30 protein-coding genes are annotated in these 26,790 nt (G+C 58.4%); 15 read left to right on the forward strand and 15 right to left on the reverse strand.

Translation table 11 applies throughout. From position 1 onward, the window contains the following. Window positions 1-105 precede the first annotated feature (105 nt). Complete coding sequence (locus EJA72_RS20075) at window positions 106-681, forward strand: Bro-N domain-containing protein (RefSeq protein WP_157713113.1); 576 nt, start codon at window positions 106-108, stop codon at window positions 679-681. A gap of 67 nt (window positions 682-748) precedes the next feature. Next, entirely contained in the window at window positions 749-1,462 is a 714-nt protein-coding gene (locus EJA72_RS20080; RefSeq protein ID WP_157713114.1) for an HNH endonuclease signature motif containing protein, read from the forward strand. Window positions 1,463-1,705: 243 nt separating this feature from the next. On the opposite strand, the gene EJA72_RS20085 is transcribed toward EJA72_RS20080, so the two are convergent. After that, entirely contained in the window at window positions 1,706-2,122 is a 417-nt protein-coding gene (locus tag EJA72_RS20085; protein ID WP_256679727.1) for a helix-turn-helix transcriptional regulator, read from the reverse strand. Continuing rightward, window positions 2,119-3,435 (reverse strand): type II toxin-antitoxin system HipA family toxin, encoded by a 1,317-nt coding sequence (locus tag EJA72_RS20090; protein ID WP_157713116.1) that lies wholly within the window; start codon window positions 3,433-3,435, stop codon window positions 2,119-2,121. The genes EJA72_RS20085 and EJA72_RS20090 overlap by 4 nt, the downstream gene beginning before the upstream one ends. A gap of 258 nt (window positions 3,436-3,693) precedes the next feature. Here EJA72_RS20090 and EJA72_RS20095 point away from each other — a divergent pair, with 258 nt between their 5' ends. Further along, entirely contained in the window at window positions 3,694-4,683 is a 990-nt protein-coding gene (locus tag EJA72_RS20095) for a hypothetical protein (protein ID WP_157713117.1), read from the forward strand. A gap of 6 nt (window positions 4,684-4,689) precedes the next feature. Here EJA72_RS20095 and EJA72_RS20100 read toward each other — a convergent pair whose 3' ends face one another. Next, complete coding sequence (locus EJA72_RS20100) at window positions 4,690-5,505, reverse strand: sulfite exporter TauE/SafE family protein (protein WP_157713118.1); 816 nt, start codon at window positions 5,503-5,505, stop codon at window positions 4,690-4,692. Between the two features lie 112 nt (window positions 5,506-5,617). On the opposite strand from EJA72_RS20100, the gene EJA72_RS20105 reads away from it, so the two are divergent. Both EJA72_RS20105 and EJA72_RS20110 read left to right on the forward strand, forming a co-directional pair. Further along, window positions 5,618-6,394, forward strand: a complete 777-nt coding sequence (locus EJA72_RS20105) for a helix-turn-helix domain-containing protein (protein WP_157713119.1) — start codon at window positions 5,618-5,620, stop codon at window positions 6,392-6,394. An 84-nt stretch (window positions 6,395-6,478) separates the two neighbouring features. Continuing rightward, window positions 6,479-6,796, forward strand: coding sequence for an XRE family transcriptional regulator (locus EJA72_RS20110; RefSeq protein ID WP_157713120.1), 318 nt, complete (start codon window positions 6,479-6,481; stop codon window positions 6,794-6,796). Window positions 6,797-6,863: 67 nt separating this feature from the next. Here EJA72_RS20110 and EJA72_RS20115 read toward each other — a convergent pair whose 3' ends face one another. Both EJA72_RS20115 and EJA72_RS20120 read right to left on the reverse strand, forming a co-directional pair. Continuing rightward, window positions 6,864-8,342, reverse strand: coding sequence for an amidase family protein (locus tag EJA72_RS20115; RefSeq protein ID WP_256679728.1), 1,479 nt, complete (start codon window positions 8,340-8,342; stop codon window positions 6,864-6,866). Window positions 8,343-8,474: 132 nt separating this feature from the next. Further along, the gene (locus EJA72_RS20120; protein WP_157713121.1) at window positions 8,475-9,527 is read right to left on the reverse strand and encodes an MBL fold metallo-hydrolase; all 1,053 of its coding nucleotides are present in this window, start codon (window positions 9,525-9,527) and stop codon (window positions 8,475-8,477) included. Between the two features lie 217 nt (window positions 9,528-9,744). Between EJA72_RS20120 and EJA72_RS20125 the strand changes: the two genes are divergently transcribed. Further along, complete coding sequence (locus EJA72_RS20125) at window positions 9,745-10,356, forward strand: TetR/AcrR family transcriptional regulator (protein ID WP_157713122.1); 612 nt, start codon at window positions 9,745-9,747, stop codon at window positions 10,354-10,356. Window positions 10,357-10,481: 125 nt separating this feature from the next. After that, the gene (locus EJA72_RS20130) at window positions 10,482-11,021 is read left to right on the forward strand and encodes a DUF1003 domain-containing protein (RefSeq protein ID WP_157713123.1); all 540 of its coding nucleotides are present in this window, start codon (window positions 10,482-10,484) and stop codon (window positions 11,019-11,021) included. Here the strand turns inward: EJA72_RS20130 and EJA72_RS20135 are convergent, their stop codons facing one another. Both EJA72_RS20135 and EJA72_RS20140 read right to left on the reverse strand, forming a co-directional pair. Next, entirely contained in the window at window positions 11,022-11,333 is a 312-nt protein-coding gene (locus EJA72_RS20135; RefSeq protein ID WP_157713124.1) for a hypothetical protein, read from the reverse strand. A gap of 337 nt (window positions 11,334-11,670) precedes the next feature. Next, window positions 11,671-11,997 (reverse strand): DUF2025 family protein, encoded by a 327-nt coding sequence (locus EJA72_RS20140; protein ID WP_157713125.1) that lies wholly within the window; start codon window positions 11,995-11,997, stop codon window positions 11,671-11,673. A gap of 212 nt (window positions 11,998-12,209) precedes the next feature. Here EJA72_RS20140 and EJA72_RS20145 point away from each other — a divergent pair, with 212 nt between their 5' ends. Together EJA72_RS20145 and EJA72_RS20150 are read left to right on the forward strand one after the other, a co-directional pair. Further along, window positions 12,210-13,337 (forward strand): glycerophosphodiester phosphodiesterase, encoded by a 1,128-nt coding sequence (locus EJA72_RS20145; RefSeq protein ID WP_157713126.1) that lies wholly within the window; start codon window positions 12,210-12,212, stop codon window positions 13,335-13,337. A gap of 133 nt (window positions 13,338-13,470) precedes the next feature. Further along, window positions 13,471-13,776, forward strand: coding sequence for a PepSY domain-containing protein (locus EJA72_RS20150; protein WP_157713127.1), 306 nt, complete (start codon window positions 13,471-13,473; stop codon window positions 13,774-13,776). A gap of 57 nt (window positions 13,777-13,833) precedes the next feature. On the opposite strand, the gene EJA72_RS20155 is transcribed toward EJA72_RS20150, so the two are convergent. Next, window positions 13,834-14,271, reverse strand: coding sequence for a hypothetical protein (locus EJA72_RS20155; protein ID WP_157713128.1), 438 nt, complete (start codon window positions 14,269-14,271; stop codon window positions 13,834-13,836). Window positions 14,272-14,385: 114 nt separating this feature from the next. Next, on the reverse strand, window positions 14,386-16,008 hold the full coding sequence (locus EJA72_RS20160; RefSeq protein WP_157713129.1) for a methyl-accepting chemotaxis protein: 1,623 nt from the start codon (window positions 16,006-16,008) through the stop codon (window positions 14,386-14,388). Window positions 16,009-16,432: 424 nt separating this feature from the next. On the opposite strand from EJA72_RS20160, the gene EJA72_RS20165 reads away from it, so the two are divergent. The 4 genes from EJA72_RS20165 (at window position 16,433) to EJA72_RS20180 (ending at window position 21,187) form a co-directional block, all read left to right on the forward strand. Then, entirely contained in the window at window positions 16,433-17,455 is a 1,023-nt protein-coding gene (locus tag EJA72_RS20165; protein WP_157713130.1) for a transporter, read from the forward strand. A gap of 270 nt (window positions 17,456-17,725) precedes the next feature. Next, window positions 17,726-19,342, forward strand: coding sequence for an inorganic phosphate transporter (locus EJA72_RS20170; RefSeq protein ID WP_157713131.1), 1,617 nt, complete (start codon window positions 17,726-17,728; stop codon window positions 19,340-19,342). 259 nt (window positions 19,343-19,601) lie between these two features. Next, the gene (locus tag EJA72_RS20175) at window positions 19,602-20,468 is read left to right on the forward strand and encodes a hypothetical protein (RefSeq protein WP_178129479.1); all 867 of its coding nucleotides are present in this window, start codon (window positions 19,602-19,604) and stop codon (window positions 20,466-20,468) included. Next, complete coding sequence (locus EJA72_RS20180) at window positions 20,465-21,187, forward strand: TylF/MycF/NovP-related O-methyltransferase (protein ID WP_046031989.1); 723 nt, start codon at window positions 20,465-20,467, stop codon at window positions 21,185-21,187. Before EJA72_RS20175 ends, EJA72_RS20180 begins: the two co-directional genes overlap by 4 nt. Before the next feature lie 100 nt (window positions 21,188-21,287). Here the strand turns inward: EJA72_RS20180 and EJA72_RS20185 are convergent, their stop codons facing one another. Continuing rightward, the gene (locus EJA72_RS20185; RefSeq protein WP_157713132.1) at window positions 21,288-21,725 is read right to left on the reverse strand and encodes a multidrug/biocide efflux PACE transporter; all 438 of its coding nucleotides are present in this window, start codon (window positions 21,723-21,725) and stop codon (window positions 21,288-21,290) included. Between the two features lie 90 nt (window positions 21,726-21,815). Here EJA72_RS20185 and EJA72_RS20190 point away from each other — a divergent pair, with 90 nt between their 5' ends. Next, window positions 21,816-22,670 carry a LysR family transcriptional regulator gene (locus EJA72_RS20190; protein ID WP_157713133.1) on the forward strand — a complete coding sequence of 285 codons (855 nt, stop codon included), beginning with the start codon at window positions 21,816-21,818 and terminating at the stop codon, window positions 22,668-22,670. Window positions 22,671-22,801: 131 nt separating this feature from the next. Here EJA72_RS20190 and EJA72_RS20195 read toward each other — a convergent pair whose 3' ends face one another. The 3 genes from EJA72_RS20195 to EJA72_RS20205 form a co-directional block, all read right to left on the reverse strand. After that, window positions 22,802-24,052: an RNA polymerase sigma factor gene (locus tag EJA72_RS20195; RefSeq protein WP_157713134.1), complete on the reverse strand. Its 1,251-nt coding sequence runs from the start codon at window positions 24,050-24,052 to the stop codon at window positions 22,802-22,804. Window positions 24,053-24,109: 57 nt separating this feature from the next. Continuing rightward, window positions 24,110-24,454 (reverse strand): YciI family protein, encoded by a 345-nt coding sequence (locus tag EJA72_RS20200; RefSeq protein ID WP_157713135.1) that lies wholly within the window; start codon window positions 24,452-24,454, stop codon window positions 24,110-24,112. A 68-nt stretch (window positions 24,455-24,522) separates the two neighbouring features. Next, window positions 24,523-24,948 carry a nuclear transport factor 2 family protein gene (locus EJA72_RS20205; protein WP_157713136.1) on the reverse strand — a complete coding sequence of 142 codons (426 nt, stop codon included), beginning with the start codon at window positions 24,946-24,948 and terminating at the stop codon, window positions 24,523-24,525. Window positions 24,949-25,089: 141 nt separating this feature from the next. Here EJA72_RS20205 and EJA72_RS20210 point away from each other — a divergent pair, with 141 nt between their 5' ends. Then, window positions 25,090-25,575 carry a GNAT family N-acetyltransferase gene (locus EJA72_RS20210; RefSeq protein WP_178129482.1) on the forward strand — a complete coding sequence of 162 codons (486 nt, stop codon included), beginning with the start codon at window positions 25,090-25,092 and terminating at the stop codon, window positions 25,573-25,575. Between the two features lie 155 nt (window positions 25,576-25,730). Here the strand turns inward: EJA72_RS20210 and EJA72_RS20215 are convergent, their stop codons facing one another. Beyond that, window positions 25,731-26,219, reverse strand: a complete 489-nt coding sequence (locus EJA72_RS20215; RefSeq protein ID WP_157713137.1) for a GNAT family N-acetyltransferase — start codon at window positions 26,217-26,219, stop codon at window positions 25,731-25,733. A 44-nt stretch (window positions 26,220-26,263) separates the two neighbouring features. Beyond that, complete coding sequence (locus EJA72_RS20220) at window positions 26,264-26,740, reverse strand: GyrI-like domain-containing protein (protein ID WP_157713138.1); 477 nt, start codon at window positions 26,738-26,740, stop codon at window positions 26,264-26,266. Window positions 26,741-26,790 lie beyond the last annotated feature (50 nt).

A 26,790-nucleotide genomic window follows, 5' to 3' on the forward strand; every position in this document is an offset into this window, starting at 1 on the left:
AAGTCCTCTACGTCGGGTTTTGGCCCTCTCAAACTTCACACGTAGAGGTAATGGATATGCCGACACAAAGACCACTCCGCTCATCCTCCTTCTCGGAGATCGGTCATGCCTGATCCGATCATTCCAACACGCTTCGCACGCCACAACCTTCACCTTCATGCCCTCCTTTTGGAAAACCAACCATGGTTCTGCGCCCGCGATCTCGGTCGCCTAATGGGCTTCCATCTAAGTGATCGCGTGGTGAGCAAACTGGACGAGGATCAGCGACATACGTTGCTGATTGAGTACTACGGACAATCTGAGCAACGACTAATGCTCAGCGAATCCGGTGCTTATGCGTTGTTGGTGTATCACTACGCGCCCGGGAACCGGTTATTGCGTGAGTGGTTGACCCACCAAGTGGTCCCGGCCTTACGCGATGCGGGGCAATGGAAGAATGCAGATCGGCCGATGTTAAGTTTGTTGGACTGGCCAGATATGTCGCTGAGCCTGTTGCATTGGCAGGATGAAGGCTGGATTCGGCTACGAGACATGCCCTTTCTGTTACTCGGTCGTACACGTCGGAGCGTGCCTGCGGTTAAGCCTTGGTGGCGAAAGGTTTTGGAGGCGTTTAAGTCTTCAAAGCATTCTGTTGGTAGGTTTTGTAGGACCGACCGAAAGAAGCGTCGGCATTTTCTGTAGGAATTTTCGTAGACAGTCGTAATGGCCACTCAGTATCGTCCGAGGGTTTTCAGCCCTCGGCGATTGTATGGACACGGAAAAGAGCAACAGCGACTGGAGTGACGCGGAGATTCAGGCTGCGGTCGACGCCTATCTCAGCATGCTGTCACGCGAGAAAAGCGGTCAGAAGGTCAATAAAGCACACGAGAATCGGGTCCTGCGCGAAGGTGCTTTAGCGGGTCGCACCAAAGGCTCGGTTGAGTTTCGGATGCAGAACATCTCTACCGTGTTGGTCGAACTCGAACGAGACCGCATTGAGGGCTACAAACCCGCCAAGAATGTCGGCGCGAATGTTGCGCGCAGCATTCGTGAAGCGCTGAACGCAACGAGTACTTTAACGCCGGAAGACTTTGCCCCGACCGCCGATGAGGCAATGCTAGAACAACGTGCAGCCAAACTTGAGAAGCAACCGTTCAAAGGCAAGCCGAAGGGGATTTTGAAACCACAACAAGTGTCGAGCTCGGGCAACGCTTTTGTACGCGATCCTGAGGTAAGAGCCTGGGTGCGAAAAGAGGCCAAGGGTATCTGCGAGGGTTGCGGAAAACCGGCGCCGTTTGAGAAGGACGGCAGGCCGTTTCTTGAGGTTCATCACGTTAAGCATTTGGCGCAGGAAGGTTCGGATCGCCCGAGCAATGCGGTGGCGCTGTGTCCGAATTGTCATCGACGTTGCCACTATTCGAGTGATCGGGATGAGTTCACTGCTTCGCTGTTTCAGAAGGTGAAGCGGTTGAAGATTGAGTGATTAGGCTTCTAAAACCTACGCTCACGAAGCCGTTGAGCCCTAAGGATTGCGCTGCAATCCCGACGAAAGAGAAACCGCGTAGAGTCATTCAGGATCCGTCCTACAGCCACGATTAACCACGTTCGTTAACGTCGCGCAGCCCATTTTCCGGGGCTGCCGATGGATGAACGAAAGGATGATCAGTGGCTGGCAACAAGGACATTCCGCGGATTAAGAATTCACCCTCCGGTGATGGGCATCACATCACCTATCGCCATCCTTGGTCTTCGTTGTGGCTCGCAACGTAGCCACTCTATTAAGCTGTCCTGCGGACTTGCGTTTAGGATTGGCGCCGCGAACGGGCGCTTTGGAAACCGGCTTTTGCTGCCCAAGCGGCGGCGTGTAAAGGGTTGTGGCAGCCATGGTCAGTCCCAGGCGCAACCCGAATTTTCTCAAGATGGCGTCGATGGTGCTGATGGTCGGATTACCCTTGTCCTTTTCGATCTGGTACAGGGCCTTGGTCGACATGTTGCACATGGCAGCAAAGGTTTCCTGATCCAGACCGGTCACCTCAAGCCGTAGCCGGCGAATAGAGGTCCCGAGGGTTTCGGTCCCTATCCCGTGCTGCATCACGATGTCGTCAATGAGTTCCCTGCGCCCCTCGTTGGTGTTCTCTTTCATTGCAGCCCCCATTCAACCAGGCGCTTATCCAGATTGTTCATTGGAATAGACTGGGCGCGCCTCACTTCCTCTGGAAGATCGACCAGCAGATCCGGCAAAGCTCTAAACGTCTCAGTTGCTTCGAGCAGACGCTCGAAGAGCACGTCAGGGCCCACCACGTCCTGGAAGTATCCGCAGATCGCTCTCCAGTCAGGACTTCCCATATGCTCGGGCACCCACTTGGTGACTCGAGTAACGCCTTCCGGATCGAGCACCATCGGTGCAAGGTCGTATATTGGCGCCAGCTCGAATTTGTCCCGATACCTGAAAATGGCCATGTTGCGCCCATGGTTATCCGAATTCCCCAGGATACGGTTCAGCAGGTCACGGCGTAGGTACTCAAATACCAGTTCCTCAAGCTCTCCCTCCTGCCCATTCTTACGCCACAGGTGGATCAGGCGGCTGAGCACATCCTCATGATTCATCCTCGAACCAGGCTCGGTGTTCCCACACACTGAATAAATTGACTCGACCGGAATCCTCTCCACCACGCCGTTGGCGACTCGCCTATCAAAGCGCGGCATCCACAGACTTGGCTTATCAGCTTCCTCCAGCACCAGTTCATCTGTGGATATCGTGTTCAAACCGAGCTGGGATATCGCTTTGTAGTAGTGGTACTCGGCCCGCAGGATGTTTTTGTCGCGCTCAGTGGCTTGGTTGCGAGCAAACTTCACCAACCAATGGCGACGCGCAAGCTCGTCAGAAAGCATCGCATCGGCATAAAGCGCTCCATCCCCATCCTCTACCATAAGCAGCTTTGGTGCTTCCCCCTGAGCACCCGTAGCACCGCCTAGCGCAGCGCCAGATTCATAGGCGTATTCGAGGAAGTTATTTGTTCTGTCTACGACTTCTTTGCGCGCAAAGGCCTCCCTGCGAGTCTGATCGATATGCTCGAAAGACTCCTTCACGCGCAAGTGCCCAATGGGGGAAGGCGTGCAGCGACTCAGGAGGAAAAAGCTCATGTCCATGCCATCAGGCTTTTCCCCACCGAATCGTTTCTGCAACGATTTACGAGCAGCGCCGGCTGGAATGATGTCGTAGACAAATGGGGGATAGCCGTTGCTATCGACAGGGTTCCAGCTCAGCGGTAGGTTCACGCTGATGGCGGGCTCGAACGGCGTCTCTAGTTTATCGATGAAATCGACCAGGTAATGCTGGTCGTAAGATGCACTGCATCGCGACTCATCAACCTTCTGAACGTTCGACACAGAAAGCGTCATTGCATCGTGCCAATGGCCTTCAATGAAAGTCTGGATCGTGAATTTTCCTGACATGGCGCGCCATATAATCGGAACTATGATGCCGACTACTGTGACTCAACCCTTCACTTTCAGCAATATAATTCTGACTACCCAGGGAACCCACCTAAAAACCGGTATTTTAATGCCGATCATATCGATCTGGGTGGCTCCGTTGGTTTTGAGAGTCGCAATCCGGCTCGGCGGATTTTGCACCAAGTCGAAAACAGTCAGTGCAACCCGCTCCACCTCCCGCTATTAATACCCTTCCCCACTCAAGGACCCGAGCCCACCATGAAATTCGACCTCGCCTACTGCCTCAGCCTCGACGACAAGCTGTCGATCTATGACGTGCGCGATCTGAATTTCGACGAAACCATGGAGTTTGATTCCGCCAAGGAACACTTCCAATGCCCCAACGACGCATGCAGGGCGACATTCGATGCGGCAAACGTACTGACGACGTTCAATGCCAAAAACGTGAATTACGTCCGCACCCCGCACTTCAAGAACACGCCCAGCACCCGGCATGTCGCGGATTGTCCTTACGTCAGTCTCAAGGCACCGGCGTCCGGTGTGGATGCTGACAGCGCGGAAACGGATGACAGTCGTGAGGAGCATTTCCCGTCGGAATTGTTGCTGACTCGGCGTCAGTATGTGCGTAAGCCGTCGAACCCGGCGGTGGCGGCGGATGCAACGCGGGATGATCCGAAACCGCTTACACAGCACAACGATACCGATCACCCAAGCCACGAATCAGCGCCGGATAAGACCAGCGTCTTCGCCCACCCGGTGGAGTGTTTTGTCTCGAATTTCGAGGACAAGGAGTTACTCAAGCGCGTGCCGCTGAAGATTGGCGAGCACACGGCGCCTTATGGGTCGTTCTTCAAGAAGATCGAATACCTGACGGACAACAAGGGGCTGATTTACTGGGGCAGGATCAAGGAGATCAAGGATTACACGCAGAGTTTTCGTATCGATTTCGAGCAGAAGGTGTGGTTCAAGCAAGCGGATGAGGCGAAGAAGAAGCCTTATTCGGTCAACGTTTACCTGAGTAAGAAGCTGATCGAGAACTACCGCAAGCGCAAAGCGTTTCTGGAGGAGATCAAGCATGCCATCGACAGTGAAGCGGAGTTGTATTGTTTCTTTTATGGCGTGACGCCGGAGTTGAAGCAGGTGCCGAGCAAGAAAAACCCCGAGCAGACGTTCGGGGTGTTCAGTGCGAATATCGAGAACCTGGATCACTTTATTATTCGTGAGGCACCGGGGTTGGAGGCGAAGTGACGGCGTTCAATTCAGGCACATGCTGAGCATCACCAGGACCAGTAAAGCGATGTACACCCGCGCATGTGTCCGGTCTGGAATCCGCCCGATCCAAGGCGTAGCCAATCGAATCCCCACCAATGATCCCATCGTCAAAACTGCAAACGCCAGCAAGTCCACATAGCCGACAAACCACACGCCCAGATCAGACTCGGTAAACCCCGCCATCGCCATGTAAGTCAGCGTCCCGGCCAGCGCCACGGGCAGGCTTAGTGGATTAGCCATGGACGTTGCCTGGGACATGCTCAACCCGCATCGACGCAATAACGGCACGGTCATGACGCTGCCGCCCACACCGAGAAACGTGGCGATGGCGCCGATTCCTACACCGCCGCCGGACGCTTCCGCCCTTCCCAATCGTCGTGGGATTGCGTTACCAGCGCGAGTAAGAAATCCGCGTCGGAACAAGCAATCCACAAGGGTTACGCCCAGGTAGGCAATGAATGCATAGCGAATCACCTCACCGCTCACCCACATCGCTGCCACTGCACCTACCACTGCGCCAATCCCGATAAACCCACCCAACGGCCACAGGTAATGTCGAATCAGATTACCTGCGCGGTGATGTTTTCCAGTGGCGACCAGCGCGTTGACGATCATCACGCAGGTCGAGGTGGAGACGGCAATGTGCATCGCCGATTGGCCGATGGGGTCGTCGGCACCGTGGCTCGCCATGAGCATTCGGTACAACAACGGCACGACGACGAAGCCGCCGCCGAAGCCGAACAGCACGGCGGTAACGCCGGTCACGCAGCCGAAGAGTGTCAGCAGGAGATAGAACATTGCGCGTCGTCCGTTGGTTGGGAGTGGTCGACGATAGAGCGATGCGGCTTGGCCTACTTCAGCAAGTCAGCCAATAATGTTTGTGTTTACGCCAATTGCTGGAAGCCGCTCGATGCGCAATGTTTCGATTAATGTGCTGGATGACACGCCACGTTCGGTGGTGGCGATCGGTACGGATTATTCCTACGGGCATGTGTTGCCTCGTCATACGCACCGGCGGGCGCAGTTGTTGTATGGCGCTACCGGCGTGATGCAGGTCAGTACGCATGACGGCAACTGGGTGGTGCCGCCTCAGCGGGCGGTGTGGATTCCGGCGGGGGTGGCGCATGAGGTGTTGATGCTGGGGGTGAGCACGCGGAGTTTGTACATCGAACCGCTGGCGGTTGATCTGGGAAGTCGTTGTCAGGTGATCAGTATTTCGCCGTTGATGCGGCATTTGCTGATGGAGGCAGTGGAGATCCCGCTGGCGTACGACGAGGCCGGTCGTGATGGGGCGTTGATCGACTTGCTGTTGCATGAATTGGCACGCAGTGCTCACTTGCCGTTGCACATTCCATTGCCGGTGGACGCGCGACTGCTTGGGCTGTGCAAGGGCTTTTTGCAGCGGCCGGATGCGCATCAGTCGCCGCAGCAATGGGCCGATCAGTTGCACATCAGTTTGCGCACGTTCAATCGCTTGTTTCGCCAGCAGACTGACCTGAGTTTCAGCCAATGGCGGCAGCGGGCCTGTGTGGTGCTGGCACTTGCACGGCTGGCGGTGGGCGAGCCGGTGACGCGCATTGCCCTGGATTTCGGTTATGACAGCCCGGCGGCGTTCTCGACGATGTTTCGCCGTGTGTTGGGTCATGCGCCGTCCGTCTGGTTGGAGGGAGCGAAAGCGCAAAAATAAAAAAATCAATTTGATCCAGGCTCAAAACAACTGTACAAAAACACAGTACATTTTGAATCAGCACTCTCGAGCCCGGAGAACACCATGGCCTCTTATGCGATGAAAATCACCCTGGAACGTATCGCCCTCTTCCAATTCACCCCCGCCCATTGCGCCCAGGCCCGGGCGATGTTGGGTTGGAGCGTTGATGAGCTTTCCCGGGAGTCTGGCGTTTCGGTCGACGCGATTGAGCGGTTTGAGGCCAAGCGTGAGGTGTCGGATTTGACCCGATTGACGTTGGCGTATCGGTTTGAATCTGAGGGGTTGGTGTTTTTCCCGGGGTTTGCGCCGGGACGGGGGATGAATATGAGGGGGCCGGCAGCTGAGTCGGTGGGGCGGGGTGATTTTGCGAGGGTTGAGTGATGTGGCAGATCGCAACTCCAACACGTGTCAGCGTTTGAGTTGCGACCTGATTTACGTTGGTTAGTGACTAGGGCTTGAACCCTGGGGTCGGCCTTGCGTTGGACGCCTGTTCATAACCATACGCCAACGCCAGAAGTGCGGCATCGCTCCAGCGGGTTCCGAAGAACAGCACTGACGTGGGCACTCCGTCATCGTCCACTCCAGAAGGCATCATGATGCCGGGATATCCCGCCAGCGGTATGACGTTCAAACCAGGGGAACCCACATCCAGGACCATGGCATCCAGTTGATGTTCAATCAGCAGGTTGTCGATGATGGCCGCGTTTTCACTTTGAATTTTTTGCCACGACTCGTTGTAAGTGGCCTCGTCAAAATCGATGTTGCTGGCTGCGCTCAAGGTAGCTTGCCCATAGCCTTCAGCGCCGGATGAGCGATTGTTGTATTGCAGAAGATCATCCAGCGTCTGGATGGCAAGACCGGATCGCGTCGCAAGGTATTGGGGAAGATGCCGCTTGATCCCCATCGAGAAGGCCCTGTCCACGGCCTCTGGGGTTTGCGATTCAGGGTCATTGAAATCCACCGGAATCAATTGGGCCCCAGCGGCCTGCATGACTTCCAGCGCCTGGGAAAATTGAGGGTCGCTTTGTCCCGCTTCGCTGGTTGTATCGAACTTGACTGGAAAACCGATTCGCCGCCCCACCAGCGAATTTGGAAGCAACATTGCTGTGTAGTCCACACCACTGAGGGCCAAAGGTTTTTTGATCGATTCAGCATCGTCGCTGCCCGTCATCGCATTCAATAGCAGTGCTGCCTCGCGGACCGTCCTCGTCATCGGTCCGGGGGTATCGACTTTATGACTGATAGGAACGATGCCACTGCGACTCAGCAGGCCCACAGTAGGCTTGAGGCCCACCACGCCGTTGATGGACGCCGGCGCGACAATCGAGCCAGCGGTTTCCGTTCCAACGGCCAACGGTGCAAACCCTGCGGCAACCGCTGCGCCGGAACCTGAGCTGGAACCTAAGGGTGTGACGCTCAATACGTGCGGATTTTTGGTTTGCCCACCCCGGCCGCTCCAACCATCCGGAATGCCCGTTCCACGAAAACCGGCCCATTCACTGAGGTTGGTTTTCCCCAGGATGATCGCTCCGGCGGCCCGGAGCTGCTGCACAATAAAAGCATCCTTTGAGGCCGGTTGCCCGACCATGGCCAATGATCCGGCGCTGGTCTGCATCTGATCGTAGGTATTGATATTGTCTTTGAGCAATACCGGAATGCCATGCAGCGGACCCCGGACATGTCCACGCCGTCGCTCTTTGTCCAGTGATTCAGCGATGGCCATGGCATCGGGGTTGAGTTCGATGATCGCGTTGAGTGCCGGTCCTTGTTTATCCAGCGCCTGGATCCGGTTCAGCAGGTACTGCACGAACGCCGCAGCACTCAATTGATTGCACGCCATGCGCAGTGTGAGTTCATCGACACTTAAATATTCCAGCCCCGATTCGGGAGCCGGCATTGGCGCATAGCCCTTTAAACTGTCATCCATGTGATCCATATCCCTGTGATAACTGAAAGCGAGTGAATGAGCTCACTCGCTTTCCAGCCTACAGACGCTGCTGGAAATATCCGTCATCTACCGGCGCTGGATCACGTATGAATATTCGTCTCTATCTGTAGTTCAGCCGACGCTCTGCTGGTAAACCTGCTGCTCGACTTCATACCACCACGCACTCCCCCGCTGTGGGTGCATCACGTTAAACGCCTCACCCATCTGCGGCGTAGTGATCGACACATTCCGTTCCCAGGCCAACGCGAGGATTCGGTCAAACGGTTCATACCAGGCATGCATCGACAGGTCGAACGTGCCGTTGTGGATCGGCAGTAACCAGCGGCCTTTCAGGTCGATATGCGCTTGCAGGGTTTGCTCGGGTTGCATGTGCACGTGTGGCCACTCGACGTTATAGGCGCCGGTTTCCATGAGGGTCAGGTCGAACGGACCATACTGTTCGCCGATGCGTTTAAAGCCATCGAAATAACCGCTGTCGCCGCTGAAGAAAATCCGCGTGTCGCCGTCGATCATCACCCACGAGGCCCACAGTGTGCTGTTGCCGTCGAACAGGCCGCGACCGGAAAAGTGTTGCGACGGTGTAGCGATGAATCGAATGCCATCGACTTCGGTGCCCTGCCACCAGTCCATTTGGCGCACTTTGCTGGCGTCGATACCCCATTTGATCAGGGTGTCGCCGACGCCCAGTGGCGTCAGGAAGTAGTTGGTTTTGTCCGCCAGTTTGAGCACGGCCTGATAATCGAGGTGGTCGTAGTGATCATGGGACAGGATCACCGCTTCGATCGGCGGCAAGTCTTCGAGGCAGATCGGTGGCTGGTGGAAGCGCTTCGGGCCGGCCCATTGCACGGGCGAGGCGCGCTCGGCGAAGACCGGGTCGGTGATCCAGAATTTGTCCCGCAGCTTGAGCAATACCGTGGAGTGGCCGAGGCGGTAGATGCTGTGATTGGGAGCGGCAATCAGCGCGGCCTGCGTCAGGGTTTGCACAGGGACGGGCGCAGTCGGGCGGGTGCTGCGCGGTTTGTGGAAGATCATGTTCCACATGATGCGCACCATTTTGCGAAACCCTTCGCGCTGTACCGGCGCATGGTTTTTGAAGTGACCTTCGACCTGGCGCGAAGATTCAGGTTCGCAGACGGTGTCCGCTGGGGAAGTTGTAGTGGCCATGACTGAGTGACTCCAGAAAAACCGCAAGGTTGCGGCTGTTCACGGTGGGACGATAAATGGCCAAAGCACGCACGCATCAGCCGGGACTTTCGAATAATCACTGCACAGGATTAACAAAACATTACACTGCACAGTGTAGTTTCTAGGTTGCATCAAACCTGATCACAAGTAAACTGCCGAGTGTAATTCTTCATTTTCTTCCTGCCGAAGCGTATTTATGACAGCTCCACAGCGCCTGACCGACCGTAAACGCGCAGCCATCATCCAGGCGGCGATTACCGAATTCCGTGCCAACGGTTTCGACATCACCAGCATGGACAAGATCGCCGCCACCGCTGGCGTGTCTAAGCGCACGGTGTACAACCACTTCCCCAGCAAGGAAGAGTTGTTTGCCGAAATCCTCAATCAATTATGGGCTCGGGTAACCGGCGGACAGGAAACGGCCTACCGTCCTGACCAGCCCTTGCGCGAGCAGATGCGGGTGATGCTGGCGACGAAAATGAAGATGCTGGGGGATGACAATTTTCTTGATCTGGCACGGGTGGCTATCGCGGCTACCATTCATTCTCCCGAACGCGCACAGAACATGGTCGCCCAAATGGGTAAACGCGAAGAAGACCTGACCGTATGGATTCGTAACGCCCAAGCTGATGGTCGCTTGAAGCCGGTCGATCCCGGCTTTGCCGCGCAGCAGCTTCAGGGAATGCTCAAGTCCTTTGCGTTCTGGCCGCAGATTTCCATGGGGCTCCCCAGCCTGCCGCCCGAGCAGCAGTCCATCGTCGTGGAGTCGGCACTGGACATGTTTCTGGCGTGCTACCAACTGCCATAAATGACAATGTCCGCTGCGTTACCGATCTCACTTCAGTGCTGATTCAGGCGGCGCAATGTGTTTCAGAATGAAACTGCAGCGGGGGTTATAGTGAGCTTCAGTCCTCGCGCCATGCAGAGAGCATCATGACCACCACGACCACCGACACCAAAGCCACCGCCCCTGTCGATCACCTGCGTTTCCATCGCCCTCACGCTCATCTGGCGCCCACATTCGGCAACGACAAGTTTGCCCTGCGCGCCGAAGCCTTTGCGCGGTTCTTTGGTACGCCGACTTTCCTCGGCGCGCAGACGCTGATCGTGGTGTTGTGGGTGTGCCTCAATCTGTTTGGCGTGGCGCACTTCGACTTGTATCCGTTCATCCTGCTCAACTTGGCATTCAGCCTACAGTCGGCTTACGCCGCACCACTGATTCTGCTGGCCCAGACCCGCCAGGCGGCGCGGGACAAAGCTCAGTCCGATGCTGACGCGCAACATCGCGAAGCATTGGCCGTGGCCAACTCCGAACGCCAGGCTCAAGCGGCGCAGAACACTGCGCAGTTGCTGGAACTGCTGGAGCAAAACACCCGGCTCACCGAAATGACCAAAACCTTGACCGAGCGCATCGAGAACCTGACCTCGGAGATGCACCAGCACTTCGTGGGCAAGGATCAGCCGAATGCCTGATCAGCGGACCAAGACCTTGTCGGCGGGGACCTGAAGCAGCGTGACTGCACGCTGCTGCCAGCGCTTTTTATAGCTGGGTGTCGATGTTTCGTTGTTGCCGTCGAGCACGATCTGGATGACGCCCTTCTGGCAAATCGTGAACACCCGTTGAACGCCGACCGCCCGGCCACCGTCCTCGGTGATGGCCTGCGCCAATTCCGCTTGTGCGTCGCTGCCCAGAAATTTTCCGGAGCAAGTGAAAGGCTGTGCCATGACTGGCCATGCCCCTGCGCACAAACACACTATCAGCAGCTTTCCCGCTATTTTTTTCATGGGTATCCCTTTCCATATTTTTGAAGTTCAGTCGAATGACTGGATTCAAATTAGAGGGTGGTGAGGAGATCAACAATCAGAAAAGTCGACACAGGCCCTAGGTTAAAAGCACCGGGTCTTGAAGACTGTTTCGGGGGCAAGGATAACGTCAGGTTGAGCGGGTGACGGGCTCAAACAGTCGATGATGCGGTGTTCTTTAGGCCGCCTTCGTCGGAACGCCGCCCGGAGCAAGCCCGCTCCCACAGTGTTTGTAGGTGTACACAAAACATATATCCGACACAAAATCCTGTGGGAGCGGGCTTGCCGACGAAGAGGCCAGCACATACACCGCAAAAATTCAGCCCTGTACGAGACTGCGTACCGCCACGATCTCCGGCACTTCCCGCCGATTCATGTACACCCGCAACGGCTCGGTGATGTTGATCCGGTCATCAATGTGCTGATCCAGCAGCAGCTGGATCAATTCACGCTTGAGGGTCATCGCCTGCTCCGGTCCCGGGGCCCAGACAAACTCGCTGGCAGTCATGATGCCGTCATCGGCCACGTCCATACCAAAGGAATCTTCACTGAAACGAACGATGTAATGGCCGGTCTTGCGATTGAGACCGACAAAGCCTTTGAGCTGGTCGGCGGCCTGACAGATAAGCGGGGAAGTGATGCGCATATAAACCTCACAGAAGGTCGCGGAGGACCGGTGATCGATGGTTTACACGCAGGGCTTATCGAACGGGACTCCCTCTGCCGGGGAATCTTCTGACGCCAAGAGTACTTGGAAAAATCCCCTTTAAACACGTTTATGTCGGTCTCGCGATAGCGCCTCCCGCGCTCAGTTGTTAAAAGAGACCTCTACTGAACAACTGCGAAAGGATCTCGACCATGCCTGCTACTTTCACCAAGAGTGCCCTGTTGCTGAGTCTGATGATCGGCCTCGGCCAGGCTCAAGCCGCCAGCGAGCCAAGCCCCTCCGCGCTGGCGGCCACGATGGGCATTCCGCATCCGGCGGTTATCGCTCACCGTGGCGCCTCGTTCGATGCCCCGGAATCCACCGCAGCGGCTTATAAACTGGCCCGCGACCTGGGTGCCGATTACCTGGAAATGGACCTGCAACGCAGCAAGGACGGCGTGCTGTTTGCCTTGCACGACAACAAGCTGCAACGCACCACCGATGTGGCCACGCGGTTTCCGGAGCGCAAGGACAGCCCGGCCAACGCTTTCACGATGGCCGAACTGAAAACCCTGGATGCCGGCAGCTGGTTCAACACGGCTTACCCGGATCGGGCGCGCCCGTCCTACGTCGGTCTGAAGATTCTCACCCTCGACGAAATCATCGACATTGCCCAAGGCAACCCGCTGCACAAGCCGGGCCTGTACATCGAAACCAAAGAACCGAAGCAATTCCCCGGCATCGAGCGTGACCTCAAGGAGAAACTGCAGGACCGTGGCTGGCTGAGCCCGGCCGGTTCGAAACTGGCGAAAAGCGATCTGGCCGTCGGCCAGGGCAAAGGCAAAGTGGTGCTGCAAACCTTCGAGAAGAGCAGCCTGGAATTGCTGCAAAAGGAAATGCCGCAAGTGCCCAAGGTCTTGCTGTTGTGGGTCGGTGAAGGCAGCATCGAGCCGGAATCCAAGGTGACGTTCGCCGACTCGGGCGACAAGGACAAAGCCACTTACTACGCCAGGCAACAGCCGAAGAGCAAAGCGGAATTCCAGCAATGGGTCGCGTACGCCAAGGCCCAGGGCGCGATCGGCACCGGCCCTTCTGCCGCGTTGACCAACGGTGGCGACCAGAGTTATTCGGACCTGGTGAAACCGTGGATGAACCAGTTCACTCATGATCAGGGCCTGCTGGTGCATGTCTACACCGTCGACGATGCGGTGGATTATCAGAAGGTGATGGATGCGGGGGTTGATGGGATTTTTACCAACCGGGCCAGTGAATTGTTGAAGTTTTATAAGCGGCCGGCGGCGGGGACTGTGGCGCAGTTGCTGCAGAATAATGGTTACTGATTCGGGACCGTGGTGCGGCCTTCGCGGGCAAGCCTCGCTCCTACAAACAACACCGTGCCGGGAATTAAGGGTGAATTAAGTTGCTCCAGCTAATCTGATACCACTTAAACGGATTACCCAAGGAACGAACCTCATGAACACCCTGACAGCCCTGTTCACCGCCGCTGCCATGACCCTCACCGCAGGCCTGGCCCAGGCCGCTGATGTGCCGGCCGATCAGATTCCTCAGCTGGTCAAGGACGGCAAGATCAAGCCGCTGGAAGAGCTGAACCAGATCGTGATGAAGCTGCACCCGGGTGCGACGATTACCGACAGCGATCTCGACAAACACTCCAACCTCTACGAGTACGAAGTCGAACTGAAAGACGCCAAAGGCGTTGAATGGGACGTGGATCTGAACGCCGCCACCGGCGAAGTCCTGAAGAACAAACAAGACTGATCCGCAAAGTAAAAAGCCGCACGATTTTCCAATCGTGCGGCTTTTTTGCGTTCGTCATCAGGCCGAGGTGCTGACCACCGAGCCCGAGGTGCTGCTGCCCTCTTCCTGAAGCGCCGCCAACAACGCCGCCGTCGCGGTTTGCAACAAACCGGACGTCGCCGCCATCTGCGCCTGGGCTGCGGCCACATCGGCGACCTTGGCGTCGGCACTTTCCTGCTTGGCCTCGGCGGCTTTCACTTGCTGCTGCTGTTCCTGCAACTGCTTTTGCAACTCGGCAACTTGCTTGCGCAGCGCGGTCACCGTGTCCGATTCTTCACTGCTGCTGGAACTGCTGCCGCCCGCTGCGGGCGCACCACCACCGGCAGACGTCTTGGTGCTGTCAGTGGTGGCCTCTGTCGTTGCAGTGGCTGACGTATCGTCAGTGGCGGCGGCGGTGGTTTTGCCGGCCGTGACAGAGAGGGGTTGAGCGATCGAAACCGAAGTGACGCTGACCATGACGGGTAATCCATTAAGGTGATGGGAATACGCTCATCATCGACATTGCGGCGTCCGACTTGAGATCGACTGTGTACCGACTCGGTAAGCAACCCGGTACACAGTCATTTCCGTTTACGCGCTCAGGCGTGCCGTCACTTCATTGAGCTGCCCCGACAACCCGTTCAGGTTCTGGCTCGCCGCTTCGGTGCGTTGCACGTTGTCGAGGTTGGTACTGGCGATGCTGGTGATTTCGGTGAGGTTGCGCGAGATATCTTCGGCCACTGAAGTCTGTTCTTCAGCGGCGGTGGCGATCTGGCGGTTCATGTCGCGAATCGCTTCCACGGCATGAGTGATGCGCTCCAGCATCGCACCCGCCTCGGTCACTTGCTGCACGCTTTCTTCACTGCGCGACTGACCACTTTCAATCGCCTGCGCCGCGTCCACCGCGCCGGTTTGCACGGTCAGGATGATCTGGTTGATCTCGATGATCGACGCCGCCGTGCGCTGGGCCAGGCTGCGGACTTCATCGGCCACCACCGCGAAACCGCGCCCGGCTTCACCGGCACGGGCCGCTTCGATAGCCGCGTTGAGCGCCAGCAGGTTGGTCTGTTCGGCGATGCCGCGGATCACTTCCAGCACCTTGCCGATACGCCCGCTGTCGGTTTCCAGCTGCCGAATGACCGTCGCCGTGTTGGCGATTTCGCCGCGCATTTGAGTGATGGTGTGAATCGTCCCCTGCATGACTTTTTCGCCCTGCTGGGCGGACTGGTCGGCATCGTCGGCCGCACGTGCCGCATCGGCCGCATGCCGCGCGACTTCCTGTGCGGTGGCGGACATTTCGTTCATGGCCGTGGCCACTTGATCGGTGCGGTTGAACTGTTCGTTGGTGCCGCAGGCCATGAGGCTGGCGATCGAATTCAGTTCACCGCTGGCGCTGTTCAGATCCTTGGCGCTGCGCTGCAAATGGGTGAAGGTGTCGGCGAGGAAATCGCGCAAGGTGTTGGCCGCAACCGCCAACTTGCCCAGCTCGTCCTGACGGGTGCTGGCGACGCGTTCGGCAAATTTGCCCTGGCTCAGTTGCGCCACGTATTCGATCAGTTTGCGAATCGGCTCGACCAGGTGGCGGTTGACCAGCCATAGGCTCAACAGACCAATCAACAGGCCCGAGGCGAGCATCACGATGATCCCCAGCAACACGGTGCGGTCAGCACTGGCGCTGATCAACGCCGACTGCTCGGTGCCCTGCTTGCGCAACTCGCTGACCAGTTCACTCATCTGATCGCTGGCTGCACGGTCCACGCCTTTGACCGCATTGTCGCCGGCCATTGGATCGCCCCCGGCCGCCACATAGGCATCACGGCCCTTCTGGTAAGCACTGCCCAATTGACGATGCTCGTCACGCAGGCGTTCGATGCGGGTTTTCAGTTGCGGCTCGATACCTTTCTGCACGGCCAGTTCGCCGAGGATGCCTTGTACGTCGCGCTGACGGTCTTCGAACTGTTTCCAGTATTTGTCGAGGTCGGCCGGTTGCTTGCCGCGCAGCAGGACGTTTTTCCATTCCTGGACCTGCACCTTGAATTGCAGGTTGGCTTCGTCGATCAGTTGCGAGGTGTGCAACGGGCCTTCGATCAGGTTGGCGTAGCTCTGGACGCCGCTGGACAGGAAATGAAAGCAGGCCAGGGCGATCAGCAACATCGCCAACAGGCTGCCGCTCAACAAGGCGAGGATTTGTGCTCTCAGGGATTTTTGCAGCATCGAGTGATACTCATGACAGGGATGAGGCACGCCGCAAGAAGGCGTGAAAAGTGTCCGGACATCCCTGTCTGCGACCTTGGTTTTTGGCCTTGGCCGTGCGTAGCTAACGTCTGCGTAATCGGCGTGCCAGAGCGGTTCTTGAATAAATTCCGACCACCGGCGTGGCCACTATTTGGCCGCCATTCAACTGTCACAAAACCGTCAAATTTCCTTGCGATGATGCGGCTCAAGTGAACCTGTGAAACATGCCGTAACACACCCTGCCCCTGTGGAAGCGAGCCTGCTCGCGAAGGCGATCTGTCAGCTGCATTGATGTCGACGGACACGGCCTCTTCGCGAGCAGGCTCGCTCCCACAAGGGCGCAGCCGAACGCAGGCTTCGCCAGCTGCTACCCAGAGCGATTGCGCCCCCCATGCGAGCACTAATGAATCACAGCATCGATCAAAGCCATCGCGACCCGGACCTGTTCGGTCTGCTGTACGGTTTCAGTTTTCGTCCCGGTGAGCGCGGTCGGGAGATCGATTCGGCCAAGGCGTTGCAGTGCCTGCAGCAACCGGACGACAGCGACGAATTCCTCTGGCTGCACCTGAACCTCGCTCACGCGGCGTGCGAACGCTGGATGAAAAGCAATCTGGAATTGCCGGATGAGTTTTTCGAAGCCTTGCACGAAGGTTCGCGTTCAACGCGCATCGAGCATGTGGACTCCGCGTTGCTGGCGGTGGTCAACGACGTGGTGTTCAACCTCAGCAGCATGGTTTCCTCCGATGTGTCGACGCTGTGGGTGTGCGCCCGCAGCCGGCTGATCATCAGCGCCCGTCTGCAACCGCTGCACTCGGTGGACAAGTTGCGTTCGTCGGTGAAGGCCGGCGAGTGCTTTCGCTCGCCGCTGGAATTGCTGGTGCATTTGCTGCGTGACCAGGGCGAAGTGCTGACGCAGATCGTGCGCAAGACCAGCCTCAGCGTGGATCAGATCGAAGATCAATTGCTGTCTTCGCGCCTGTCGACCAACCGTGCGGAGCTGGGTGCCAATCGCCGGGTGCTGGTGCGCCTGCAACGGCTATTGGCATTGGAGCCGGGCTCGCTGCTGCGCCTGCTCAATCGCCCGCCCCAGTGGTTGCAGAAGGAGGACGTGAAGGAGCTGCGCAAATCCACCGAGGAGTTTGCGCTGATCATCAACGACCTCACCGCGCTGGGTGAGCGGATCAAGCTGTTGCAGGAAGAGATCGCCGCCAACCTCAACGAACAAAGCAACCGCACGCTGTTCACCCTGACCGTGGTGACGGTGCTGGCATTGCCGATCAACATTATTGCCGGTTTCTTTGGCATGAACGTGGGCGGGGTGCCGCTGGCGGGGGATCCGGAGGGGTTCTGGATTCTGGTGGCCCTGGTCGCGACGTTTACCGTGATTGCCGGGCGCTGGGCGTTTCGCAAGCGACAGGATTATTGAAACATCCAAACCTGATGCGACCCCCTTGTGGCGAGGGAGCTTGCTCCCGCTCGGCTGCGCAGCAGTCGTAAACCTGCCAACACGATGTGAATGACCGAATGATGGGGCGGCTGCGCCACCCAGCGGGAGCAAGCTCCCTCGCCACAGGGTTTGTGGGGGAATTCTGATTAATGGGCAGGCAAATCACCCAAACCCTGACCCAACGCAGTCTCCCTGTAACATTTGGCAACGATCATGACCGACACACCTCCCTCTTCAGGATTGTCCGTCATGGCTACTCCTTCCTACTCCGCCGAAGCGCAGGCTCCCGCCCGCAGCGGCAAACCCCAGTTCGATAAAAAGCCCGGCCTCTTCACCCTGGTGATTTTTTTCGGCGTGCTGGCCATCGGATTGTTGTTCACCGCGTACAGCCTGATGCACGACATGCACGAACTCGGCGCGGTGGTGACCACCTGGACGCCGTTTCTGCTGCTGGGCGTGGCGTTGCTGATTGCGCTGGGCTTCGAGTTCGTCAACGGTTTCCATGACACCGCCAACGCGGTAGCCACGGTGATTTACACCAACTCGATGCCGCCGAATTTCGCGGTGGCCTGGTCGGGTTTCTTCAACTTCCTCGGTGTGCTGCTGTCGAGCGGCGCAGTGGCGTTCGGCATCATTGCCCTGCTGCCGGTGGAGCTGATTCTGCAAGTCGGCTCCTCCGCCGGTTTCGCCATGATCTTCGCCCTGTTGATCGCCGCGATCCTGTGGAACCTCGGCACCTGGTGGCTGGGCTTGCCGGCGTCTTCGTCGCACACGTTGATCGGTTCGATCATCGGCGTCGGCGTGGCCAATGCCCTGATGCATGGCCGTGATGGCACCAGCGGCGTGGACTGGGCGCAGGCGACCAAGATCGGTTATGCGTTGCTGCTGTCGCCACTGGTCGGTTTCGGTTTTGCCGCGCTGTTGCTGCTGGCCCTGCGGGCCTTCGTCAAGAATCGTGCGCTGTATAAAGCACCGGAAGGCAACACGCCGCCACCGTGGTGGATTCGCGGCATGCTGATCGTGACCTGCACTGGCGTCTCGTTTGCCCACGGTTCCAACGACGGTCAGAAAGGCATGGGCCTGATCATGTTGATTCTGGTCGGTACGCTGCCAATGGCTTACGCACTGAACCGCACCATGCCGGCCGATCAGGCGCTGCAGTTCGCCGCTGTCGCCGAAGTCACCCAGCAAGCGCTGGTGAAAGCGGCCCCTCAGCCTGCCCCGGCGGATCCGCGCCCGGTGCTGTCCGATTACGTGCGCAGCAAGGAAGCCACGCCGCAACTGGTCCCGGCCCTGGCCGCGCTCACCGGCAGCATTGGCGCGCAGGTCAAGGGTTACGGTTCGTTGTCCAAAGTGCCAGCCGAGGCCGTGGGCAACGTGCGTAACGACATGTACCTGACCAGCGAAACCATTCGCCTGATGGACAAGAACAAGGTCGGCAACTTCGACGCCGACACCAGCGGCAAGCTGCAACTGTTCAAGGCACAGATCGACAACTCGACACGGTTCATTCCGCTGTGGGTGAAAATTGCGGTCGCGATTGCGCTGGGCCTGGGCACCATGGTCGGCTGGAAGCGCATCGTGGTCACGGTCGGCGAGAAGATCGGCAAGACGCACCTGACCTACGCCCAGGGCGCCTCGGCGGAAACCGTGGCGATGCTGACCATCGGCGCGGCGGACATGTTCGGCTTGCCGGTATCGACCACCCACGTGCTGTCTTCGGGCGTGGCCGGGACCATGGTCGCCAACGGCGGCGGGCTGCAGATGAAGACCATCCGTAACCTGCTGATGGCGTGGGTACTGACCTTGCCGGCGGCGATCTTGTTGTCGGGCAGCCTGTATTGGTTGTTTACCCAGATTTTCTAGTTTCAACGCAACCCCTGTAGGAGCGAGCTTGCTCGCGATGGTCGCTAACGGTGCCGCGTGTTCACTGATTGAACGCGGCGCTCTTGAGTCCATCGCGAGCAAGCTCGCTCCTACAGGGGATTTTTTTGTCTGGGGGAAAGCATTTCGTCGCAAATTCAGGGGATTACGCTTTTATTGATCGACCACCCGCCCGATCGCACTTCAGTTTGTTAACGTGTTGCCGATTCTTAAGAGACTCGATGCATTCAGGAGAGGAACCGTGAATCTGTTTATCAATCAGCTTCAGCAGAAAGCTGACTTCAAAGAAGCCATCTACGCCGGCGACATTTTCCTGAACACTCAGCTGCGCGCCGCCAAAGAACTGTGCGCGTTCGCCCAGGAAAGCATCACCGTCGCCTTCGACGGCGAGACCAATCACCAGGCGCTGCACACGCTGATGCCGGTGGAAGAATTCGTGGTACTGGTGACACGCCTCAAGGGCCAGTTCACCAACAGCCAGCGCGCCAAGGATCTGATCCTGTCGTTCATCGACGAAATCGGTGCCGACCCGCGCGAGTATATTTTCGACGTGCCGCGCATTCGCGTGGTGCCGGACTACGACTACCTGCATGCCGGCGTCAGCTACGCGTACAAGCCGCACCGCGACACCTGGTACGGCAGCGTCGATTGCCAGATCAACACCTGGATGCCGGTGCACACCATCAGCCCCGACCAGACCATGATGATCAACGGCGGCTACTTTGACGTGCCGGTGAAGAACACCTCCAGCGAATGGAGCCTCAACGACTGGATCAGCAACCAGCGGCACAAAGCCAAGGACAACCTCAAAGAGGAAGTTCGCGTGCACCCGGTTCCGCTGGAAGAGATCAATACCGCGTCGGAAGTGCGCATCGCCGGCAACACCGGTGAGATGCTGATCTTCTCCGGTTCGCACCTGCACGGCACCGTCGCCAACCACACCGGACAAACCCGTTTCAGCGTGGACTTCCGCCTGATGCACCTCGACGACCTCAAGCACAAGCGCGGCGCCATCAACGTCGACAGCGCGTGCCCGGACGTCGGCGCAGGCTTCAAAGACTATTTCCACGCCCACGACTTTTCTAATTTCCAAGGAATCGAAGCATGACCAAGCGTCGCATCACGCCTGCAGAGGCCCAGTACAACGAAACCCGTGCCAACGTCCTGAAACGGGTCGATGCCGAGTATGTAGCCGACGCCCCCTTCGTCTTCGCCAACCGCATCGGCGTGACCGCTGCCCTGTCGCGCATGGAGCTGTTCAAGAAAGTCGCCGAAGTACCGGGCGCGATCATCGAGTGCGGCGTGTACAAGGGCAACTCGCTGATGCTGTACATGCACTTGTCGATGATCCTGGAACCGTACGCGATCAACCGTTCGATCGTCGGCTTTGACACCTTCGAAGGTTTCCAGAGCATCGACAAGAAAGAAGACCCGGCCGACGTCAACGAGACCATGTTCTCCGACACCGACCAGTCGCTGATCCAGGACATGATCGACGCCAACGACCTGCTGCGCCCGGTCAACCGCATTCCGCGTTGCGAGCTGGTCAAAGGCGACATCGTCAAGACCGTACCGGAGTGGGTCAAGACCCGTCCGGACCTGGTCGTGGCCATGTTGATTCTCGACACTGACCTGTACGAGTCGACCAAAGTCGCGCTGGAAACCTTCCTGCCGTACATGCCTAAAGGCGCCATCGTGGTGCTGGACGAAGTGGCCTACCGCAACTTCCCGGGCGAAACCAAAGCCCTGCGTGAAGTGCTGGACCTGAACAAGATCGAGCTCAAGCGCCTGCCGTTCGACAGCTGCGTAGGCTACTTCCACGTCTAACGCAACCCCCCCTTGTAGGAGCGAGCTTGCTCGCGATGGAGTGTCAGTCAACGTGGTTGTCGACTGACATACCATCGCGAGCAAGCTCGCTCCTACAGGTTTAACCTTCGCAAGTCTCGCGCATCACCAGCCGCTCACGCACCACGTCGTACACCCAGTGGTAAACGTAGGTGTAGGGCAGGAAAAACAGCAACACACCGATATCCAGCAAAAACGCCTGCCACAGGCTGATGTTCAGCCACCACGCAATCAGCGGCACACCGACCGCGACCAACCCGCCCTCAAACAGCAGCGCATGGATCACCCGGACCCAGGCGTTACGCGCAATCCCGAAACGCTTGAGCACGCGATCGAACAGGCCGTTGAACAGCACGTTCCAGGCCAGCGCCAGCGCAGCGATCACCACCGTGACCACGCCCATGTCGAGCATCGGCTTGTCCATGATCCACGCCAGCAGCGGCGTACAGATCAGGATGGCCAGCAGTTCAAAACCGATGGCCTGGAAAATACGTTCAGTGATGGATTTGTCGACGTTCATGATCAGGCTCCCCTGAGTGACTGTGGTTGCCATGATCCGCCCTCGAACCGATACTTCATAACCAATAATCATCGATCAAGGCGATAGTTCATGGCCTCTCAGGAAGTGTTGCAAGCGTTCGTGCAGGCGGCGACTCAAGGCTCGTTTTCCGCCGCGGCACGCAAACTGGGGCGCAGTCAGTCAACCATCAGCGCGGCGGTGGCCAGCCTTGAGATCGATCTGAACCTGATCCTCTTCGACCGCAGCAGCCGCAAGCCCAGCCTCACCCCCGCCGGGCGCGTGATGCTGCAACGGGCCGAAGACATCCTGGCCGCCACCAGCCGCCTGGAGATGACCGCCAGCCAGTTGTCGCAAGGGGTTGAGCCGAAACTGACCGTGGCGATTTCCGATACCTATCAGTCGGACCGCTTCGAAGCGGCGCTCAGCGCGTTCGAGCAGCGTTATCCCGACCTGGAGCTGGAATGCCTGATCGCCGAATGCGACGACTTGATTGCCCTGGTGCAAAGCGGCCGGGCGCACGTGGCGTTCGCCGAGATGCAGGACAGCTATCCCCCGGACCTGGTCAGCTCGACGGTGGAAGAGAAAACCGAAATCGCCTTGTTCGTGTCCCTTGAGCACCCGTTGGCGACGGTGAGCGGGATCGATCAAGACGTGTTGCAGCAGCATCGGGAGCTGCGCCTGGCGACGATCGTCAATCCGTACGAAAGCCGGGCGAAGGGCCGCGTCTGGTCGGCGCCAAGTTACTTGATGCTGCTGGAAATGGCCCAGGGCGGATTCGGCTGGGCGCCCCTCCCGCGCTGGCTGGTGGGACGGTTTGATACTGGCAAGCTGGTGGAGCTGCAGGTGCGTGGCTGGCCCAAACCGGTGTTTGTCGATGCGCTGTGGTCACGGCCGCATCCGCCGGGGCCGGCGGGGAGCTGGTTGTTGAGCAAGATGTTGGAATGAGTCCTGTAGCAGCTGCCGAAGGCTGCGTTCGGCTGCGCAGCAGTCGTTCATCAGTATCCGCTTTTTAACTGACATACCGAGGCGCCTGTTTTTACGACTGCTGCGCAGCCGAACGCAGCCTTCGGCAGCTGCTACAGAGGTTGTTCAGGCATCAGCGCTCTGATCCGGGCCTCAATAAACCGTCTCTCCGGCACCTGCTGCGTCAACTCGAGCGCCCGCTCGTACGCCGCCCTCGCCTCTTCCACCCGCCCCAACTGCCGACAGAATTCCGCCCGCGCCGAATGCGCCAGGTAGTAATCCAGCAACTCCCCCCGCGCCAGAATCCCTTCGACCAACGTCAGCGCCGCCAACGGACCATCCCGTTTCGAGATCGCCGCCGCACGGTTCAACTCGATCACCGGCGAAGGCACTGCCGCCAACAGCACTTCATACAACCCCACGATCTGCGCCCAGTCCGTGTCCTGCGCCGTTGGTGCTTCGGCATGCACCGCCGCAATCGCCGCTTGCAGGCAGTAAGGCCCGAATTGCCCCGTCGCCAGCGCCCGCTCTATCAACGCGCAGCCTTCGGCAATCAACCCGGCATCCCACAACGAACGGTCCTGCTCATCCAGCACGATCAGTTCACCACTGGCCGAGGCTCGCGCCGGGCGCCGCGATTCATGCAGCAGCATCAGCGCCAGCAACCCCATCACCTCCGCTTCGGGCAACAACTCCATGAGCAATCGGCCGAGTCGAATCGCCTCGCGCGTCAGCTCTTCGCGGGTGAGTTCAGCGCCGACAGACGCCGAATAGCCTTCGTTGAACACCAGGTAAATCACCCGCAGCACGCTGTCGAGACGTTCAGGCAACTCGGCCAGGGTCGGCACTTGATAAGGGATTTTGGCGTCACGAATCTTGGCTTTCGCCCGCACGATACGCTGGGCAATGGTCGCCGGCGCCGAGAGAAACGCCCGGGCAATTTCTTCCGTGGTCAGGTCGCAGACTTCGCGCAGCGTCAACGGAACCTGGGCGTCCGCCGCGAGTGCCGGGTGACAACAGGTGAAGATCAGGCGCAGGCGATCATCTTCCACATCCTCGTCACTCCATTCGGTCTGCTCGAGCAACTCCAGTTGCGCGATCAGCAGCGGCTGCGACGCCCGAAAGCGCGCACGCCGGCGCAGCACGTCAATCGCCTTGAAACGCCCGGTGGACACCAGCCAGGTGCGCGGGTTGTCCGGCACACCGTCGCGCTGCCAGCGCTCGACCGCGACGAAAAACGCCTCGTGCAAAGCCTCTTCGGCGAGATCGAAATCGCCGAGCAGACGGATCAGCGTCGCCAGAATTCGCCGCGAGTCTTCGCGGTAAACCTGCTCGACCCGAGCCGTAACCGACACATCAGGCATCAGTCGGGCATGCCGTCAAAGGGCTGTGGGTTCATGGGATCTCCTGTGCTTTTTGACTCACGGATTCAACTGGCGAACAGGGCGCACCTCGACGCAGCCGACCCGCGCCGCCGGAATGTTGCCCGCGACCTGGATCGCCTCATTCAGGTCCTTGGCATCGATCAGGTAGAAGCCGGCCAACTGCTCCTTGGTTTCGGCGAACGGGCCGTCGGTGATCGACAACTTGCCGTTGCGCATACGCACAGTGGTGGCGGTCTGCACCGATTCCAGCGCCTCGGCCGCAATCATGCGCCCGCTGCCCTGGATCGACTCGGAATACGCCAGGCACTCGGCATCATGCGGGCTGTCGGGCTGGCTGTGCAGCTCCTGTTCGTTGCTGTAGACCAGGCATAAATACTTCATGGGGTTCTCCCGGATCGAACTAATCAACTATGGCTGCTGATGCACGTTGGGGTGGCAGTTCCCGACGATCAGGGTTCGAGGTTGAACAGCGCGGCGCCGCTGGCCATGTCGAACGGGGCCGACCAGTGTTCATGGACGATGCGCCATTGCCCGGCCTCGCGGCGATAGCACGCAGTGCCGCGCATCCAGCAGGCCTGGGTTTCGCCCTTGTCGTTGGTGCCACCGCAATGGGCCAGCCAGTGGGCGAAGGCGATGTGCTCGTCCGCCACGATATTCATGTGGTCGAAGTCGAATTTGTGCGGGCCCGGGCACATTTCCATGCAGGCCAGCCAATGGTCGCGGTAGGCGGCCTTACCCCGGAATTGCAGGGCCTTGACGGCGTCGAAAGAGACGATGTCATCGCCGTAGAACGTCATGATTTTATCGACGTCCTTAGCGATCACCGCCTGGCGATAACGGTCGATCAAGGCCTGGATTTCGGTGGTTGCGGTCATGATGGCTCTCCGTGTTTTTTTGTTGTGAGACACCCTTAGTCGTGTGGCGAATCGCCAAATCGACAGTCGAAATAAAAATAGTCCACGAGCACAAACTCGTTAGACTCCGCGGCTCCTATGTGATGGAAAAAGGACACTCCAGTGACAACCCGACTCGTGCCTTACGAAAGCCTGAAAGCGCTGCAGCGCCAGCAGGTCGAGGCCATCGAAGTACATCCGGAACAGATCAGGTTTTCCGGCGACATTCACGGTGCATTGCACACCTTGCTGTCCAAACCCGGCCCTGGCGTCAAAGGCTTTGCCCTGCTGGCCGACGACATCCCGGTCGCTTTCCTGCTGCTCAAACGCCCGCCAGTTTTACCCGCCTGGGCCGATGAACACAGCGCCACCCTGCATGCACTGCAAGTGGATCAGCGGGCTCAGGGCAAAGGGTACGGCAAGGCTTGTCTGCAAGCCCTGCCCGACGTGGCACGTCAGGCCTGGCCAGAAATTCGAGGGTTGGAGTTGTCGGTGGATGCGGACAATGCGGCCGCCATCGCGCTTTATGCGAAATTCGGCTGGGTCGACAGTGGTGAGGCTTACAAGGGCCGGATTGGGTATGAGCGGCGGATGGGACTTATTTTCTGAGGTTTTCACCTCTCCCTGTAGGAGCGAGCCGGCTCCGGGCGGCGTTCCGACGATGGCGGCCTGTCAGTCAACATAGATGTTGAATATTAAGCCGTCATCGTCGGAACGCCGCCCGGAGCAGGCTCGCTCCCACAGGTTATTGGTCAGCTTTAGGTTCAGAGGTTGAGGACCATCTCATGCCACGCCATCCCGCCATGGTCGGACGCCGAGGGCTTGATGTAGGCGAAGCCAAATCCGGCGTAGAGCGGAATATGCCTTTCTTTGCACATCAAATGGAGGGTGGTTTTGCCCAGCCCACGCATCCGCTCGATGAACTCGCCCATCAACCGCTTGGCCAAGCCCAGCCCCTGGAAATCCGGGTGCACCACCACCGACATGATCACCACGTGCGGCCCGGCCGGGTCGTGGCCGATCAACTCCTTGAACGCCTCGTCCGACATTTCAACCTCAAACGCCGCACCGGAGTTGATGAAGCCGGCGACCACACCGTCGACTTCCGCCACGATAAAGCCTTCGGGCCAGGTGGCGATGCGGGTGGCAATTTTTTCCCGGGTGGCGGCTTCGTCGCCTTCATAGGCGACGGTTTCGATGGCGTAGCAACGGTCCAGGTCAGCAGGTGTGACGTTGCGGATGACGGTGTTCATGGCAGCTCGGAATCAACGATGGAAAGGCTGGCGATCATAAGTGATTACGCCTTGAGCGGCAGCCAGATTTCCAGCACGCCGGTGCGTTTGAAGTCGGCGCTGTAGCGTTCGAACTCAGGAGCGTCTGCGGCTTGATAGCCCGACTGCGGCAGCCAGGTTTTCCAGATGTAGTGAAAGGTCTGGGGCAAAGTGTCCAGCGGTCCCTTGTGCTCGAACACGGCGTAATGCTGAGGTTGAACTTCGACCCAGCGGTATTGATCAGGCAGGTCGTCGAGCTTGCTGATCTGGACACCCGCGATGTATTCGAAACCGCCCTTCCCGTCCGGATTGCAGCAGATGCCGTAAGTCACTTCGTCGACTTGCCCGGGAACATTCCCGATGTAGGGTTCGAATTTTTTCCAGACGGCGGGAATGTCTCCCCGGGTTTGCGGGGTAAATCGTTCACCAAATCCCGCAATCAACAGGAAGTGCCCGTGTTCGAAGCGTGGTCCAGTCGGTTCGACGCCTGTTTGCTCATCCATGACTCGACTCCTGGTTCAAAAAAGTGGGTTCGGCTGGGAGTATAGAAGCC

It is taken from the genome of Pseudomonas sp. PB120, from assembly GCF_009761815.1.
Lineage (GTDB): Bacteria > Pseudomonadota > Gammaproteobacteria > Pseudomonadales > Pseudomonadaceae > Aquipseudomonas.

Coding starts and splice junctions, on each gene's coding strand:
- EJA72_RS20195 (WP_157713134.1), bottom strand. CDS start 24,052: ATGCCTGATGTGTCGGTTACGGCTCGGGTCGAGCAGGTTTACCGCGAA.
- EJA72_RS20160 (WP_157713129.1), bottom strand. CDS start 16,008: ATGCTGCAAAAATCCCTGAGAGCACAAATCCTCGCCTTGTTGAGCGGC.
- EJA72_RS20215 (WP_157713137.1), bottom strand. CDS start 26,219: ATGAACACCGTCATCCGCAACGTCACACCTGCTGACCTGGACCGTTGC.
- EJA72_RS20165 (WP_157713130.1), top strand. CDS start 16,433: ATGAATCACAGCATCGATCAAAGCCATCGCGACCCGGACCTGTTCGGT.
- EJA72_RS20220 (WP_157713138.1), bottom strand. CDS start 26,740: ATGGATGAGCAAACAGGCGTCGAACCGACTGGACCACGCTTCGAACAC.
- EJA72_RS20135 (WP_157713124.1), bottom strand. CDS start 11,333: ATGAAAAAAATAGCGGGAAAGCTGCTGATAGTGTGTTTGTGCGCAGGG.
- EJA72_RS20125 (WP_157713122.1), top strand. CDS start 9,745: ATGACAGCTCCACAGCGCCTGACCGACCGTAAACGCGCAGCCATCATC.
- EJA72_RS20170 (WP_157713131.1), top strand. CDS start 17,726: ATGGCTACTCCTTCCTACTCCGCCGAAGCGCAGGCTCCCGCCCGCAGC.
- EJA72_RS20080 (WP_157713114.1), top strand. CDS start 749: ATGGACACGGAAAAGAGCAACAGCGACTGGAGTGACGCGGAGATTCAG.
- EJA72_RS20100 (WP_157713118.1), bottom strand. CDS start 5,505: ATGTTCTATCTCCTGCTGACACTCTTCGGCTGCGTGACCGGCGTTACC.
- EJA72_RS20130 (WP_157713123.1), top strand. CDS start 10,482: ATGACCACCACGACCACCGACACCAAAGCCACCGCCCCTGTCGATCAC.
- EJA72_RS20190 (WP_157713133.1), top strand. CDS start 21,816: ATGGCCTCTCAGGAAGTGTTGCAAGCGTTCGTGCAGGCGGCGACTCAA.
- EJA72_RS20155 (WP_157713128.1), bottom strand. CDS start 14,271: ATGGTCAGCGTCACTTCGGTTTCGATCGCTCAACCCCTCTCTGTCACG.
- EJA72_RS20120 (WP_157713121.1), bottom strand. CDS start 9,527: ATGGCCACTACAACTTCCCCAGCGGACACCGTCTGCGAACCTGAATCT.
- EJA72_RS20145 (WP_157713126.1), top strand. CDS start 12,210: ATGCCTGCTACTTTCACCAAGAGTGCCCTGTTGCTGAGTCTGATGATC.
- EJA72_RS20110 (WP_157713120.1), top strand. CDS start 6,479: ATGGCCTCTTATGCGATGAAAATCACCCTGGAACGTATCGCCCTCTTC.
- EJA72_RS20150 (WP_157713127.1), top strand. CDS start 13,471: ATGAACACCCTGACAGCCCTGTTCACCGCCGCTGCCATGACCCTCACC.
- EJA72_RS20180 (WP_046031989.1), top strand. CDS start 20,465: ATGACCAAGCGTCGCATCACGCCTGCAGAGGCCCAGTACAACGAAACC.
- EJA72_RS20105 (WP_157713119.1), top strand. CDS start 5,618: ATGCGCAATGTTTCGATTAATGTGCTGGATGACACGCCACGTTCGGTG.
- EJA72_RS20205 (WP_157713136.1), bottom strand. CDS start 24,948: ATGACCGCAACCACCGAAATCCAGGCCTTGATCGACCGTTATCGCCAG.
- EJA72_RS20095 (WP_157713117.1), top strand. CDS start 3,694: ATGAAATTCGACCTCGCCTACTGCCTCAGCCTCGACGACAAGCTGTCG.
- EJA72_RS20115 (WP_256679728.1), bottom strand. CDS start 8,342: ATGGATGACAGTTTAAAGGGCTATGCGCCAATGCCGGCTCCCGAATCG.
- EJA72_RS20140 (WP_157713125.1), bottom strand. CDS start 11,997: ATGCGCATCACTTCCCCGCTTATCTGTCAGGCCGCCGACCAGCTCAAA.
- EJA72_RS20085 (WP_256679727.1), bottom strand. CDS start 2,122: ATGAAAGAGAACACCAACGAGGGGCGCAGGGAACTCATTGACGACATC.
- EJA72_RS20185 (WP_157713132.1), bottom strand. CDS start 21,725: ATGAACGTCGACAAATCCATCACTGAACGTATTTTCCAGGCCATCGGT.
- EJA72_RS20090 (WP_157713116.1), bottom strand. CDS start 3,435: ATGTCAGGAAAATTCACGATCCAGACTTTCATTGAAGGCCATTGGCAC.
- EJA72_RS20075 (WP_157713113.1), top strand. CDS start 106: ATGCCTGATCCGATCATTCCAACACGCTTCGCACGCCACAACCTTCAC.
- EJA72_RS20200 (WP_157713135.1), bottom strand. CDS start 24,454: ATGAAGTATTTATGCCTGGTCTACAGCAACGAACAGGAGCTGCACAGC.